Source organism: Bhargavaea ginsengi, from assembly GCF_900109165.1.
Classification (GTDB): Bacteria; Bacillota; Bacilli; order Bacillales_A; family Planococcaceae; genus Bhargavaea; species Bhargavaea ginsengi.
The window spans coordinates 656560-670167 of record NZ_FNZF01000001.1 but is presented as its reverse complement, the minus strand read 5'-3'; the positions used below and the strand labels follow the sequence as shown (position 1 = coordinate 670167).

Sequence of the window (13608 nt, the reverse complement as noted above, 5' to 3'; positions counted from 1 at the left end):
TGAGATACAAGGCTTAATGATGCCGGGTGAGAAGAACCTTTTTTCTCGCCCGGCATCATATTTTACATCTGAGATTCACTTGTTGAATCTGACAATATATCTTGCTTTCGCAATGCTGCTATCACATCATCCCGCCCCTGATAAATATGTTCTTCCATTGCCACTCTTGCCCGGTCACCTTCATGGTTTCGGATGGCATTCAGGATGGTCTCGTGGACCTGAAGCGAACGCATTAATTGGTGTTCGTCGTACCAATAAAAGGAGCGAAAAATAATCGGGACAACCACAACCCGTTCGATCATGGATATGAGGTGTTCGTTTCCGGAAGCCAAGAAAATTTCGCTATGGAACTCCTGGTTGATCCGTTGGATGTGTTGGATGGTTTCAATGTCCTCCCGGTTTAGGGAGTCGATGGCCTGCCGGTACAATTCGTTTTTATAAGCTATTTTGCCGAGGGCCTCTTCAGTACGGTTCAGAGCGGCTTCTCCGGTTGCGTACCCTTCAAGCAGCGCACGGATATTGTAGATTTGGCGGATGTCTTCAATTGAAAAGGACTTTACGACATAGCCGCGTTTTTTGTATGGCGTGATCAGCCCGTCGACTTCCAGTTGCTTGATCGCTTCGCGGATCGGGGTCCGGCTCACCTGGAGTTCGTCCGCGAGCGCTTTTTCGGTCAGTCGTGTTCCCGGCTTGTAATGGCCGACGATGATGGCGTTTTTTATATAAGTGTATGGATTCATAAGCAGTTCCTTTCTAAGGATTTTACAGAGAAGTCTTTTTACCAGTGTAGACGAGCTGCGCTATAAAGGAAATAAGACCTAAGCATTGGCATGCGTGAATGCCGATTTTCCCTTAATTGTATACATTATAATCAATTATTAAAGGAATTCATTAAAATTTAAGAATGTTATTGACCTATTGTATACCGTATGATATTTTTTGATAAATTAAATTTATCTGAATGGGGATGGTACCGTGGTTCATTTTCAGGAGAAGCCACTAGAAGCAGATTCCACCCAGGAAGGGAATTCTTCTGCGGAAGAGCATAAGCTGCCGCTTGAGGGAATCCGTGTCCTGGAGCTGGGCACCTTGCTGGCCGGTCCGTTTACAGGACGTTTGCTTGGTGACTTTGGGGCTGAGGTGATCAAGATTGAAGCGCCGGATGTTTCCGATCCGCTGAGGAATTGGGGCAAGTCGAAGGAGGGGGTCGGCCTATGGTGGCCGATCCAATCACGGAACAAGAAATCGATCACCTTGAATCTCCGGACGCCTGAAGGTCAGGAGATTCTGAAAGAGCTCGTGGCGGAGGCCGATATCCTGATCGAGAACTTCCGGCCGGGGACGTTCGAGAAATGGGGGCTTTCCTATGAGTCGCTGTCCGAGATCAACCCGAAGCTGATCATGACACGGACTTCAGGGTTCGGACAGACCGGGCCGTACCATAAAAAGGCTGGTTTCGGCAGTGTCGGGGAAGCGATGGGCGGCATCCGCTATGTCACCGGTTTCGAAGACAGGGCACCTTCCCGGATCGGGATTTCCATCGGTGATACGCTGGCAGCTTTGTTCGCTACGATCGGTACGCTTGTCGCCCTTCAGGAGCGCCACCAGTCAGGCAAAGGGCAAGTGGTCGATACGGCCATCTATGAATCGGTCTTTGCCGTCATGGAAAGTCTCATTCCGGATTATCTTCTTGCAGGCTATATCCGTGAACGCATGGGCAACGTCCTTCCGGGAGTGGCGCCGTCCAATATTTACTTCACGAAAGACAAAACCTATGTCGTCATCGGAGCCAACGCAGACGGCGTGTTCAGGAGACTATGCGAGGCGATGGGACAGCCGGAGCTGGCGGAAGACGGGCGGTATGCAACCCATCTGGCACGCGGAGAAAACCAGAAACAGCTGGATGCACTGATTGAGGAATGGACGAAGAGCCTGGATTCCAAAGAGATCCTTGCACTTCTTGAAGAGCATGGCGTGCCGTCAGGACTGATCTATTCCGCGAAGGATATTGTGGAAGACCCGCACTACGCGGCGCGGGAAATGATCATCAAGACCGAGCATCCTACCTTGGGCGAGTTCCCGATGCCGGGCATTGTACCGAAGCTCAGCAGGACGCCAGGGGGAGTCAAGCATGTAGGGGCCGAGTCAGTAGGCAAAGATAATGCGGCAGTCTACGGAAAGCTTTTGGAGTACGACGAAGAGAAGCTGGAAGAACTAAAACAAAAGAATATCATCTGATCGCATAAGGTCGATCTTCAGCCAGATCTGCACCAAGAAAACGGACCGAAGGGTACAGGGGAAAATTCTGATGAGGAGAGAGTATATGAATTCCAAATCTATCAAAGAGCCGATCCGGAAAAAGTGGATCTGGATCGGACTGGTGCTGATCGTTCTGGCAAATGTTCCGTGGTATTTTCCGGTGGGGGACATCTATCCTTTGGTGTTCGGATTGCCATACTGGGCATTGATCATCCTGGTTGCATCACTTGTCCTGAGCGGTTACCTGTATTGGGTCACGATGACGCAGTGGAACCTTGTAGAAGATGAAGAAGAGCAGGAGCAGCGGGAAGGGGGAGCGGCAGAATGACAGAACTCAAGTTTGCGGGCCTGGACGGGGTCATCATCCTCGTCGCCTATGCGGTCATCATGCTTGCGATCGGCTGGTTCGCCGGGCGTTCTGATAAAACGGTCAATAACAGTCTCAGCAATTACTATCTTGCCGGCCGGAACCTCGGGATTATCGCGCTGTTCTTCACTCTATATGCCACACAGTACAGCGGAAACACGATTGTCGGATATGCGCCGTCGGCTTACCGGACCGGGTTGACCTGGCTGCAGTCGATTTCCTTTATGACCATCATCATCGGGATCTACCTTCTCTTTGCACCGAGGATGTATGTACTGGGCAAAAAGTATAACTTCATCACGCCTTCCGACTGGCTGAGCCATCGCTTCAAATCGAAGCGGGTCACGATCCTGGCGATTTTCCTTATGCTTTGGGGACTGGGCAACTATCTCTTGGAACAACTGGTCGCGATCGGCCATGCAGTCACCAGCCTGACTGGCGGCACAATTCCTTACCAGGTGGCAGTTGTCGGATTCATCCTTGTCATGCTGGCCTATGAGTGGATGGGTGGCATGCGTGCTGTCGCCTTTACCGATGTCATGCAGGGGGTTGTCCTCATGGTCGGGGTTGTTATCTTCCTGATCGGTGCCATTTATCTGGCGGGAGGAAAAATCGGGACGATCACCGAAAGCATCGCGAACGTTGATCCGGGTCTTGTCGGTGTGCCGGACCTCACCACATCAATCAACTGGTTCAGCATGCTGCTTCTGGTCGGGTTCGGAGCTGCCATCTATCCGCATGCTGTCCAGCGGATATTCGCTTCGAAAAGCGAGCGGACACTGAAAAGGTCGTTTGCCCGCATGGCGTGGATGCCGCCGATCACGACGGGTCTCGTCCTGTTCATCGGCCTGATCGGAATCGTCGTTATTCCGGGTCTGGACACAGCGGGGTCTGAGCAGCTGGTCGGACTTCTGGCTAATGAAATTGCCGGAATCAACGGATTCTTCTACTGGGTCATGATTATCTTCTTCGGTGCCATCGTCGCGGCAATCATCTCCACTGCAGACTCGGTCCTTCTCAGCTTCTCTTCGATCGTCTCGAACGATTTGTACGGAAAATATATCAATCCGACTGCACCTGAAAAGAAGAAACTGATGGTCGGAAAAATCGCAGGCGTTGTCGTGATCTCGCTTCTTCTCTGGATTGCCTGGAATCCTCCGGGCACCCTGTATGAAATCTTCGTTCTGAAGTTCGAGCTGCTCGTGCAGGTGTTCCCGGCATTTGTGCTCGGCATTTACTGGAAGAAGATGGCCGCGAAGCCGGTGTTTTGGGGAATGCTTCTCGGTGCGGTCGTCGCCGGACTGATGACATGGACAGGCCATAAAACGGTCATGGGAATCCATGGCGGAGTCATCGGGCTGGCACTGAACTTCCTCGTTGCGGTCGTCGGCTCCATCCTCGTCCCTTCAGCTGAAGAAGATGATGAGGAAGTGGCGGCACCGGCTCTTACAAGGATGCCGACCCAGAACTAAGGAGATGAAGGGATGGGATCCCATTCTATTGTGTTAAGGCAATCGTGGACGATGTTGCTGTGGTTGCTTGTTGTGCAGATATTAGTGGCATTTGCGGGGCGCAGCATTGCGCCACTCAGTATATTGATCGGATATGACCTGAACCTGACCAACTCGCAGATCGGCATGCTGACGGCTGCCCTCTTTCTCGGGCAGGCGATGATTGCCATTCCATCCGGCTATTTGTCAGACACGGTTTCTTCGAGAACGATGCTCATCCTGGTGGCAACCTGCGTAACCGGAGCGTTTGTCGCCATGTCCCTGCTGCCATATTTCGGATTTGTGCTATTGTGCATCACCGTGGCAGGACTGGGATACGGGGCAATGCATCCGACAGCGAACAAGGGGATTTTCTTCTGGTTTCCGGAGAAGCGGGGAATCGCGATGGGGATCAAACAGATGGGTGTGACTTTCGGTTCCGCTCTTGCAGCGATTATCCTGTTGCCGCTCGGTGAGGCATACGGATGGAAAATTTCAATCCTGACTTCGGCTGTCCTGCTGATTACCGGAGGCTTGCTGGCATCCTTTTTCTATAAGGAGCCAGCGGGAATTGGCCGGGTATCCGCGAAGGAACGCGGTTGGAAGAACCTGTTTTCGGGCTTATCGGATGTCGCGAAAAACCGTCCCCTTCTGCTGATCAGTCTCGCCGCAATGGGACTGACCGGAATCCAGATGACCTTCAATACGTATCTGGTCATTTATAGTCATGAATTTATCGGCATCAGCCTGACCGCCGCGGCCGGCTTGTTGGTCATATCAGAGGTGGCCGGTTCGCTTGGCCGGATCGGGTGGGGCATCATCAGTGACACCCTGTTCCAGTCCAGGCGGATCATCATCCTGATCCTGGTCACGCTGATTTCAGCGGTATTCATCACCCTGATCAGCATTTTGCCGGCGGGAACACCTTACTATGTACTGGCCGTTATTGCCGCAGTGCTCGGTTTCTGCATAGCAGGCTATAACGGAATCTGGATGAACAGTGCAACTGAAGTGGTACCAAAGGAACGTGTCGGATTGTCGACAGGGTTTACTCTTACCATCGGGTCATGTGGCGTACTTTTTGTTCCGCCCCTGTTCGGGATGATGGTGGATATCAGCCATTCCTTCCAGTACGCCTGGTGGTTCCTGCTGGCTCTGTTGATGTTGGTGCTGATTTCACTGAAGCTGGCATCGGGAATAGAAAAACAACAAAGACCTAAGGAGGCAGCCCATGCAGATTGATTTGCGAACGCTCGAAACAAAAGACGCTTACAAACTGATGACTGGAGCAGTGGTGCCTAGACCCATCGCCTGGGTATCTACCATTGATACGGATGGGAACCGGAACCTGGCCCCTTTCAGTTTCTTCACGGTGGCATCGAGAAAACCGCCGATGCTTTGTATTTCGATCGGACCCGGAGTAGGGGAAAGAAAAGGGACCGTAAAAGACACGCTCCGGAATATACGGGATACGTCGAAGTATGTGATTAATATCCTTGGCGCTGACCTTGGGGAAGCGATGCATGAGACATCACTAAATCATGCGCCCGAAGTGGATGAATTCGAAATGGCGGGGCTGACTGGCGTGCTCGATACAGTGACCGGTGTACCTAGGGTGGGCGAGGCTCCAATCTCGTTTGAGCTTGAGTTGGACCGGATCACCGATCTCGGGTCGGATCATCTGATTCTCGGAAAAGTCGTGAATTATCATATACAGGAAGAGTACTATGTGGAGCCGTATAAAGTGGACCTCGACCGGCTGAATCCGCTTGGCCGGCTTGCGGGCGGCTATGCGGAGATGAAAGAGTTTTATAAATTGCCGAAAGTGAAAGGGGGCGTGCTGAATGGCAAATCCTGAAGCCGTGCTGACTGATGTGACCGGACGGGATGGGTTCCAGATGGAGAAGGAATGGATTCCGACCGACAGGAAAGTGGAAATCCTGAACGGAATCCTCGCATCAGGAGTCAAGCGACTTGAAGCGACTTCATTCGTTTCACCGAAGGCGGTGCCTCAATTAAAGGATGCCAAGGAAGTGCTGGCACGCATTAACCGCGGGGATGCAGAAATTATCGTCCTTGTGCCCAACCTGAAAGGCGCGGAGCTGGCTCGCGAAGCCGGAGCGGACAAGATTAACTTTGTTCTGTCGATCAGCGAAACGCACAACCAGAAAAATGTGCGCAGGACCGTGGAGGAATCTTTGGGCCAGCTGAATGAAATCACAGGCGTGTTTTCCCCTGAACGTATCGTCCTGAGTCTCGGGACGACATTCGGCTGCCCATTTGAAGGGCTGTACCCTGTCGACAAAGTGCAGGCAGTGATCGAAAAGGTCGCCGATATGGGTCTGTCTCAGATCACACTCTGTGACACGACGGGCATGGCCAATCCCAAACAGGTGACGGAATTTGTCCGTACACTTTCCGCACGCTTCCCGGAACAGCGCTTTGCCCTGCATCTGCATAATACTCGGGGCATGGGCCTCGCGAATCTGATCGCGGGCTACCAGGAAGGCATCCGGCACTTTGATGCCGCGCTCGGCGGAATCGGCGGCTGCCCGTTTGCTCCGGGAGCAAGCGGCAATGTCGCGTTGGACGATGTCGCCCATATGCTCGAGCTGATGGATGTGGAAACAGGTGCCGATCTGGAAGGGCTGATCGGCACAGCCGGAAGAATGCAGGAGATTCTGGGATATGAACTCCCGGGGCAGGTCATGAAGGCGGGTCCGGCGAAGACAGTGCATACGGTTTGAGGTCGTTGCTGAGAGTTAAGAGAGTAAATGCGCATTGCTAAAAAGAGAAAGAGTGAATACAGTTAGAATCGAAGATTTATCTGAGGAAGCCACTGCATTTATAAGCGGTGGTTTTCATTCGTAACCACTCGCTTGGCCGAGGTAATCACTTGAAACCACCTGTGTATTTCACCTGTTTGGTTCTGTTGAAGAAGTCGCTCACCTAAAATATACTGAAAATTAGAACTTAGGAGGGACACAATGAAAGTTGCCATTATCGGAGCGGGTATCGTCGGCGCAAGTGCCGCCTATCATCTGAGCAGGCGGGCGGATGCAGAAGTGATTCTGATCGACAAGGAACAGAAGGGGAAAGCGACGCTGGCGGGAGCAGGGATTATCTGTCCATGGGCTTCCCATTCGGACGACCCGGATTGGTATAGGCTGGCGAAAGAAGGGGCGAAGTTTTATCCCGAACTGATCCGCCGTCTGAAAGAGGACGGGGAGCACCGGACAAGTTACAAGCGGGTTGGCGCGCTTTGTGTGAGTGACCGTCCTGAGAAGCTCGACCAGATCGAAGAAGCAGTCCGGGCCAAGAAGGCGGATGCACCTGAATTGGGAGAAGTCCAGCGGCTCGACGCCCAGGAAACCCGTCGCAGGTTCCCTCCATTAAATGAAGAACTTGAATCTGTTTTTGTCTCCGGCGCGGCCAGGATCGACGGACGGCTGCTGCGCGAGGCGATGGTGAGGGCGGCCGGCAAGAATGGCGCGCGGATTGTGGAAGGGAGAGCGAGTCTCATTTCGGACGGAGGCAAGGTGACAGGCGTGGCCGCCGGTGACGAGATCATCGATGCTGACCAAGTGATCGTGACCGCTGGCGCATGGGTGCCGGAACTTCTTGAACCGCTCGGTGTCCGGGTGAACGTGCAGCCGCAGCGGGGACAGATTCTTCATATCGATATGGCGGGTAAAGATACTTCCGATTGGCCGGTCGTCTTGCCGCAGAGCAGCCACTATATGCTGGCGTTTGATGATTCACGGGTAGTGGCGGGGGCAACAAGGGAGACCGGCTCGGGATTCGATTACCGGCAGACAGTCGGAGGGGTGCATGAAGTCACGGGTGAAGCGCTCCGGATTGCACCGGGACTCTCATCTGGAACGCTGAGAGAAGTCCGGATCGGCTTCCGGCCGATGGGCGAGGATTCTCTTCCGCTGCTCGGAAAACTGGAGGAACTCGGCCATGTCACTATCGCGACGGGGCTGGGGCCATCGGGTCTCACGATGGGGCCTTATGTCGGCTATCTGGCGTCCTGCCTTGCTATGGGGGAGGAGACAGGGATGGATTTAAGTGCCTATCATCCGTTAAGGGGTGCGGCGGTGAATTGATGAGGAATTCATGGAGAGAGCGTGAGGGCGGTTCAACCTGCACGCTCCTTTTTTGTCGGGATATCTAATTGTGAGATGTTATACTGAAAGTGAATTTATATGAGGAAGAGGGGCTGCACCATGCTGAAGAAAATCGCTTCCGACGCGCTGGGCCTGTCGGATATCGGGAAAATCATCGGACCTGAGGATTATGACAAGACGGACGCCGATGATTACATCCGTCACGAGGACAACGAGAAAATCTATTTCCTGATCAAGACGAAAGCGGACGAGTACTGCTTCACGAACATTGCGTTCATCCATGTGGACGGAGACACTGCCGTGTCTTCCAAGCGGACGCTTAAGCGCTATGCGTACTCGCAATACAAATTCGCGGATGTTGCGCTGGAGACTGCCGGGAAAGTCGATCTTGATGTAGAGATCAAGTTCACGCTGGGCAACCAGGCCTACAGCATCGATGTCGACAAGAAACAGCTGGATCAGCTGAAAGACCTGTACAAGGCGCTTGTCTATATCGCTGAAGTGACGCACGAAAACAGCATCCAGATGGACATGGCCACTCAAAGCCTTGACCGCGCTGTCCAGGTGCTCCACAACGCGCGGCCTTCGGATGTTCAGCTTTCCGAACAATACGAAAAGCTGACCGAATTCGGATTCAACTGGATGCAGCAGGCGCGTGCCAAGTATCATGAGAAAGATTTCGGAGCGGTGTTTGAGAAGTACATCAATAACTGATGGATGGGAGAAGGCGTGGCTGCGCTTTCTCTTTTTTGACGGGACCGCGCGCATAGAAATCTATGCGCGCTCGGTATGCAGGTGTAAACCTCTGCTCCTCTTGGGCACACTGGCTGAAAACAGCCGAGAGGGGCGGGGCCGGTGGAGTTCTTTCATGCTCAGGAAACGCTGACCGCCATGCAGTGGATTCTGCGGGCAATCGTCTCCTATATCTTCCTGCTGATCGTGGTCAAGGCGATGGGCCAGCGGTCGATATCACAGCTGAGCCTGCTGGATTTTGCAGTTGCCATTACGATCGGGAATATCATTGCGCACCCGCTTTCTGATGAAGGGCTCGGCCTAAAAGGATCGATGATCACCATGGTTGCACTTGCTGTCCTGTATTCTGCGAGTGTTTTCGCCGTTCTGAAATCAGGGAGCATTCGAAAATTCGTTCTGCCCCGGCCGCTCCCGCTCGTGGAAAGAGGGCAACTTGTTTATCCGAACTTGAAAAAAGCCCGAATCACCATCGATTATCTGCTTTCTGAGGCGCGGAAGGCGAAAATTGAGGATATCCAGAAGCTGTCTTTGGCGCTATGGGAGCCAGACGGCACAATTTCATTTTTTGAAAGTCCGCAATACCAGGGGCCGACCCGCCAGGACTTTGATATGATGCCTGAGCCGTTTGACCTGCCGGTTGTCGTTGTGAGGGAAGGAAAGATCGACCGACAAGCGCTCCTGTCAAAGGGAAAGGATGAAACCAGGTTGTTGTCCGTCCTGAAAGAAGAGCACTATGTGCAATTGCAGGATGTCCTGCTTGCGACGGTGGAACGGAGCGGGATGGTGAAAGTGTTTGTCGGAGGCAGACAACCAAAGGGTAACCGCACATAGAACTAGAAGAAGCGCACATAGAAGCTCGATAAGCGCACATAGGAATGGCCTGAGCGCTCATAGAACTGCCGAAAGCGCACATAGAAATCTATGTGGGCTCTAATTTAGGACCGAATTCTTATAGGGCAATCAAAAAAGCATCCGGCAACCCATTGCCGGATGCTTGCTTCATTTAGTTAATTCCCCAAGACCAGGCCGCCGGCACAGCTCGCTGCGAGCACCACCAGAAACACGCCTGCCAATACATAGTCAAGGCCGCTCACTTTCACGGGCCGGTAGAATTCTTCACGCCGTTCCCCGGTGAACCCTCTAGCTTCCATCGCGAAGGCGGTTCGTTCGGCTTTCCGGACGGCTCCGGCGAGCATCGGGATCAGGAGGCGTCTCGTGCCGGCAATCCGGTGCCACCAGTGCCGGTCTTGCCCGACACCGCGCAGGCGCTGGGCCTGCCGGATCTGGGTGAGTTCGTCTTTCAATACGGGCAGGAACTGGTAGCCGACCATCGTGCCATAGGCGATCTTCGGCGAGATCTTGAGTTGTTGCATGAGGCTCATGACGAAGGTGACCGGATTCGTGGTGAAGGCAAACAGCAGCGACAGCGTCGAGAAGGCCATAACCCGGAAAGTCAGTGACCAGGCATGGGCCCATTGCTCGTCGGTGACTTGGATACCGGCGAAAGAGCCGATGACCTCACCGCCGGTGTCCGCTCCGAACACGAGTGTCGTCCACAGGTATCCGACGGCGCCGAGCGTGAAGGGTAGCATCATGAGTGCCCACAGCTTCCAGTTGATCCGGCTCATCGTTACCTGCAGGGCCAGGATCCCGAGCCAGAACAGGAGCGGTGTCCACGGGTTGAAGAAAAAGGCCAACGTGAGCATGGAGACAGTCACGATGATGAACTTCACTGACGGGTTCATGTCATGCAAAAGCCGGCTCACGGCGGTCCGCTCCTTTCGGCGGGAGGAGATGGTGTGCGCCCAGCAGTGAAGAATCCGCCCACACATCCTTCGCTTTGAATTTTCCGGTCAGGCGTCCTTCATTAACCAAGAGAATCGAATCTGCGACAGCCGCGGCGAATTCCATGTCATGGGTGATGATCAGAAATGTGATGCCTTCCTGGGAGCGTTCGTCGATGAGGGAAAACAGTTCCTGTAAGCCCGCAGCGTCTTGCCCGGATGTCGGCTCGTCCATGATGATGACCGGGCGGTTGTCGGCGAGCATGGCACCGATTGCGACTCGGCGCTTCTGGCCGTGGCTGACCGAGAACGGATGGGCGTCCCAAATAGGCCTGAGCTTCAGCCGATTTGCGAGATTGTCCTGTGTTTCTGTCGAGGCCAAGCCCGAGAAAGCAAGTTCATCCCGGACGGAATTCGTCAGAAACAGGAATTCGGGTGACTGGGGAACGTATCCGGTGCCGGGCGACCGGACGGTACCGGAGTGTTTATAGATGCCGCAGAGTGCCTTGGCGAGAGTTGATTTTCCGCTCCCGTTCGGACCCGCGATGACGGTGATTTCGCCTTCACCCACATCAAATGAAAGCGGAGCAAGCAGCTGTTTCCCGCTGATTTCAACCGACAGGTCCGATACAGATAGGGCAGGCCTGCCGGTGATGCCGGAGGCGCGTTTTGGGAAAACAACCGGAGCTTTTGGGACGGCCGGCTCGTCCGCAAGAAGCCGGCCTTCCGAGCCGAGTGCAATCTCCCTTTCAAAGAATCCCTCCCACAGATCAAGCCGGTGTTCCACCGCGACAATCGTCAGGCCGGTCTGCTTTTGAAGGCTGTCCAACCACCGGACGAAATTCCGGGCGGTCAGCGGGTCGAGGTGGGAGAGCGGTTCGTCCAGAAGGAGGACCTCCGGCTCTGCCACAAGTGCACAGGCAGTGGCAACACGCTGCTTCTGGCCGCCGGACAGGGACTGGATGACCGAATGGCGGAAGTCCGCGAGTCCGGTCTGATCGAGCACGTTCACAATCCGTCGCTCCATGTCAGCACGGGGAACCCGCAAGTTCTCCATCGTGAAGGCGAGCTCCTCCTCGACGGTCGTCATGCAGAACTGGGAGTCCGGATCCTGGAAGACGGTCGCAATCAGCCGGTTGATCTCCCCTGGGCGATAGTCATCCGAACTTTTCCCGAACAGCCAGATGTCACCCTCGACAATCCCATCACAGTTCAGCGGATACAACCGGTTCAGCAGGTAAAGCAGGGTGCTTTTGCCGCAGCCGCTCGGCCCGCTGATGACGACCCGCTCGCCTCGGTGGATATCGAACGTCAAGCCGTTCAACGTGTTGTCCGGGTCATCAGGAAAACGGAATGAGGCATCCTCAAGCGCAAGAATCGGATCATGCACCGGCCCCACCCTGTTTCGGTCGGGAAATGGCGTAACCGCGGAGCGCGCCAGTTGCCAGCAGTCCGTCGGCGAGGTACTTGCCGCCTATTCCTGCAATGATGGCGCCGCTCAGCATGCGCAGCGTGAACATGAGAAGCACGAACGACGGGTCGAGCGCCGCATAGCCCGAGACAAAGTAGCCGTATACGAAACTGAACACGGCAGCGCCCGCGCCCGCGAGCATCATGACCGCCAGATTAAAGTGGCGGTAGCGGGTTGCGGCAAATGCTGCTTCCGCTCCGAGCCCCTGGATGACGCCTGACAAAATAAGGCGGGGGCCGACCGCGTTGCCGAGCATGACTTCAATGATTGCGGCTATCGACTCCGGCAACACCGCAGCACCGGGCTTGCGGATGATTGCCATTGACAGGATCGACACGATAAACCAGATGCCGAACATCCACTCATAGGCGATCGGCCCGATCAGGCCGGCCCAGATGTTGCCGAAGTGGATGGCAACGAGATAAACAATGCCGAATACTACCCCGAACAGGGACATGAGCACGATCTCTTTTAGTTTCCATGACTTCAACATGTCATTTCCCTCCGTGGGACGGGCTGTTGATGCTCATCGAGACGGTCATCACGAGGTGGCGGTGCTCTTCGGAGCGGGCATGGGTGAACGTCTCCTCATAGAAGTCGAACACGTCATGGATATCCCCGTGAATCCCGCTCGAGTAATGCATCGACTCATTGAACACGCCGCGCTCTTTCGCGCGTTCCACTTCGCGGTAAATGACCGACATGTAATCCGGGTTGTTCATCGGATACAGTGCAAATTGCGACGATACATATTGCTTGGTCTTGTCGTTGTTCAGCGGCTCGTCCGGCTTGTCCAGGTACGCATCTCCCGCGGTGTCTCCCGGGCAGCCCGCCGAAAACGTCCCGTTCAGCGCCACGTGCACGCCGGTTTTCGCTGCATGGAGGGCCAGCGCCTTCGCCACGTTGAACACATGCACCTGCTTTCCGCGGATGACCGTCGACACGTCATCCGTGTGCATCCATACTGCGGACGTGTCGACCTCCTCTAGAGCCCCTTTAATTACGGCAACAAAATCATCCGTCATCGGATTGAGCGTAAACCGGAACCCAACGATCGGACTCATTCCACATTGCAATTCTTCCATTTCTAAATTCCCCCTTCTGAAAATGAACACAAAAAAGCTGCACCCGTGAAGATGCAGCCGTAATTTCAGAACATGCCCAGTTACAGAAGGGCGCCATGAAACTCGCCGCACTTCCTCACGCAGGTCCTAACCTGATCGAGTCCTAAGGGATCGGAGCAACGCTCTCATCTCAGCCCGTAACGGGCACCCCCAGTGCAATTGACGGTATGCAGTTTGTTGTGTCCCGGGTTGCCCCGATGCCTCCAGTGTAGAGGAAGGTGCGGAGGATG

Annotated in this window: 14 protein-coding genes and 1 riboswitch; of the genes, 9 read left to right on the top strand and 5 right to left on the bottom strand. The window is 54.3% G+C overall.

Annotated features, from left to right (window positions below; all coding sequences use genetic code 11):
- Positions 1 to 62: 62 nt before the first annotated feature.
- Complete coding sequence (locus BMX91_RS03185; protein ID WP_092049868.1) at positions 63 to 740, bottom strand: GntR family transcriptional regulator; 678 nt, start codon at positions 738 to 740, stop codon at positions 63 to 65.
- Between the two features lie 310 nt (positions 741 to 1050).
- On the opposite strand from BMX91_RS03185, the gene BMX91_RS03180 reads away from it, so the two are divergent.
- The 9 genes from BMX91_RS03180 (at position 1051) to BMX91_RS03140 (ending at position 9830) form a co-directional block, all read left to right on the top strand.
- Positions 1051 to 2238 carry a CaiB/BaiF CoA transferase family protein gene (locus BMX91_RS03180; protein ID WP_177168282.1) on the top strand — a complete coding sequence of 396 codons (1188 nt, stop codon included), beginning with the start codon at positions 1051 to 1053 and terminating at the stop codon, positions 2236 to 2238.
- Between the two features lie 85 nt (positions 2239 to 2323).
- Positions 2324 to 2587 (top strand): hypothetical protein, encoded by a 264-nt coding sequence (locus BMX91_RS03175; RefSeq protein ID WP_092049865.1) that lies wholly within the window; start codon positions 2324 to 2326, stop codon positions 2585 to 2587.
- Complete coding sequence (locus tag BMX91_RS03170; protein ID WP_092049863.1) at positions 2584 to 4098, top strand: sodium:solute symporter family protein; 1515 nt, start codon at positions 2584 to 2586, stop codon at positions 4096 to 4098. Before BMX91_RS03175 ends, BMX91_RS03170 begins: the two co-directional genes overlap by 4 nt.
- Positions 4099 to 4110: 12 nt before the next feature.
- A complete protein-coding gene (locus BMX91_RS03165) occupies positions 4111 to 5358 on the top strand; it encodes an MFS transporter (RefSeq protein WP_092049861.1) in 1248 nt (415 codons plus the stop codon).
- Positions 5348 to 5974, top strand: coding sequence for a flavin reductase family protein (locus tag BMX91_RS03160; RefSeq protein ID WP_092049858.1), 627 nt, complete (start codon positions 5348 to 5350; stop codon positions 5972 to 5974). Before BMX91_RS03165 ends, BMX91_RS03160 begins: the two co-directional genes overlap by 11 nt.
- Positions 5961 to 6863, top strand: coding sequence for a hydroxymethylglutaryl-CoA lyase (locus tag BMX91_RS03155; RefSeq protein ID WP_092049856.1), 903 nt, complete (start codon positions 5961 to 5963; stop codon positions 6861 to 6863). Before BMX91_RS03160 ends, BMX91_RS03155 begins: the two co-directional genes overlap by 14 nt.
- 240 nt (positions 6864 to 7103) lie before the next feature.
- Positions 7104 to 8225 (top strand): NAD(P)/FAD-dependent oxidoreductase, encoded by a 1122-nt coding sequence (locus BMX91_RS03150; protein WP_092049854.1) that lies wholly within the window; start codon positions 7104 to 7106, stop codon positions 8223 to 8225.
- Between the two features lie 120 nt (positions 8226 to 8345).
- A complete protein-coding gene (locus BMX91_RS03145; protein ID WP_092049852.1) occupies positions 8346 to 8960 on the top strand; it encodes a PH domain-containing protein in 615 nt (204 codons plus the stop codon).
- Between the two features lie 141 nt (positions 8961 to 9101).
- On the top strand, positions 9102 to 9830 hold the full coding sequence (locus BMX91_RS03140; protein WP_092049849.1) for a DUF421 domain-containing protein: 729 nt from the start codon (positions 9102 to 9104) through the stop codon (positions 9828 to 9830).
- Between the two features lie 176 nt (positions 9831 to 10006).
- Here BMX91_RS03140 and BMX91_RS03135 read toward each other — a convergent pair whose 3' ends face one another.
- From BMX91_RS03135 to BMX91_RS03120, 4 genes are read right to left on the bottom strand one after another with little or no spacing between them, the layout of a single operon-like run.
- Complete coding sequence (locus BMX91_RS03135) at positions 10007 to 10765, bottom strand: energy-coupling factor transporter transmembrane component T family protein (protein WP_092049846.1); 759 nt, start codon at positions 10763 to 10765, stop codon at positions 10007 to 10009.
- On the bottom strand, positions 10746 to 12173 hold the full coding sequence (locus BMX91_RS03130) for an ABC transporter ATP-binding protein (protein WP_092049843.1): 1428 nt from the start codon (positions 12171 to 12173) through the stop codon (positions 10746 to 10748). Before BMX91_RS03130 ends, BMX91_RS03135 begins: the two co-directional genes overlap by 20 nt.
- Positions 12166 to 12747, bottom strand: a complete 582-nt coding sequence (locus BMX91_RS03125; RefSeq protein WP_092049840.1) for an ECF transporter S component — start codon at positions 12745 to 12747, stop codon at positions 12166 to 12168. The genes BMX91_RS03130 and BMX91_RS03125 overlap by 8 nt, the downstream gene beginning before the upstream one ends.
- Position 12748: 1 nt before the next feature.
- Positions 12749 to 13339, bottom strand: coding sequence for a YkoF family thiamine/hydroxymethylpyrimidine-binding protein (locus BMX91_RS03120; RefSeq protein ID WP_092049837.1), 591 nt, complete (start codon positions 13337 to 13339; stop codon positions 12749 to 12751).
- Between the two features lie 95 nt (positions 13340 to 13434).
- Positions 13435 to 13540: riboswitch (TPP riboswitch) on the bottom strand.
- Positions 13541 to 13608 lie beyond the last annotated feature (68 nt).

What these genes read in the sequence shown, in the direction of transcription:
- BMX91_RS03125 (WP_092049840.1), bottom strand. Translation starts at nt 12,747, where the DNA reads ATGTTGAAGTCATGGAAACTAAAAGAGATCGTGCTCATGTCCCTGTTC.
- BMX91_RS03165 (WP_092049861.1), top strand. Translation starts at nt 4,111, where the DNA reads ATGGGATCCCATTCTATTGTGTTAAGGCAATCGTGGACGATGTTGCTG.
- BMX91_RS03145 (WP_092049852.1), top strand. Translation starts at nt 8,346, where the DNA reads ATGCTGAAGAAAATCGCTTCCGACGCGCTGGGCCTGTCGGATATCGGG.
- BMX91_RS03185 (WP_092049868.1), bottom strand. Translation starts at nt 740, where the DNA reads ATGAATCCATACACTTATATAAAAAACGCCATCATCGTCGGCCATTAC.
- BMX91_RS03175 (WP_092049865.1), top strand. Translation starts at nt 2,324, where the DNA reads ATGAATTCCAAATCTATCAAAGAGCCGATCCGGAAAAAGTGGATCTGG.
- BMX91_RS03120 (WP_092049837.1), bottom strand. Translation starts at nt 13,339, where the DNA reads ATGGAAGAATTGCAATGTGGAATGAGTCCGATCGTTGGGTTCCGGTTT.
- BMX91_RS03160 (WP_092049858.1), top strand. Translation starts at nt 5,348, where the DNA reads ATGCAGATTGATTTGCGAACGCTCGAAACAAAAGACGCTTACAAACTG.
- BMX91_RS03155 (WP_092049856.1), top strand. Translation starts at nt 5,961, where the DNA reads ATGGCAAATCCTGAAGCCGTGCTGACTGATGTGACCGGACGGGATGGG.
- BMX91_RS03170 (WP_092049863.1), top strand. Translation starts at nt 2,584, where the DNA reads ATGACAGAACTCAAGTTTGCGGGCCTGGACGGGGTCATCATCCTCGTC.
- BMX91_RS03150 (WP_092049854.1), top strand. Translation starts at nt 7,104, where the DNA reads ATGAAAGTTGCCATTATCGGAGCGGGTATCGTCGGCGCAAGTGCCGCC.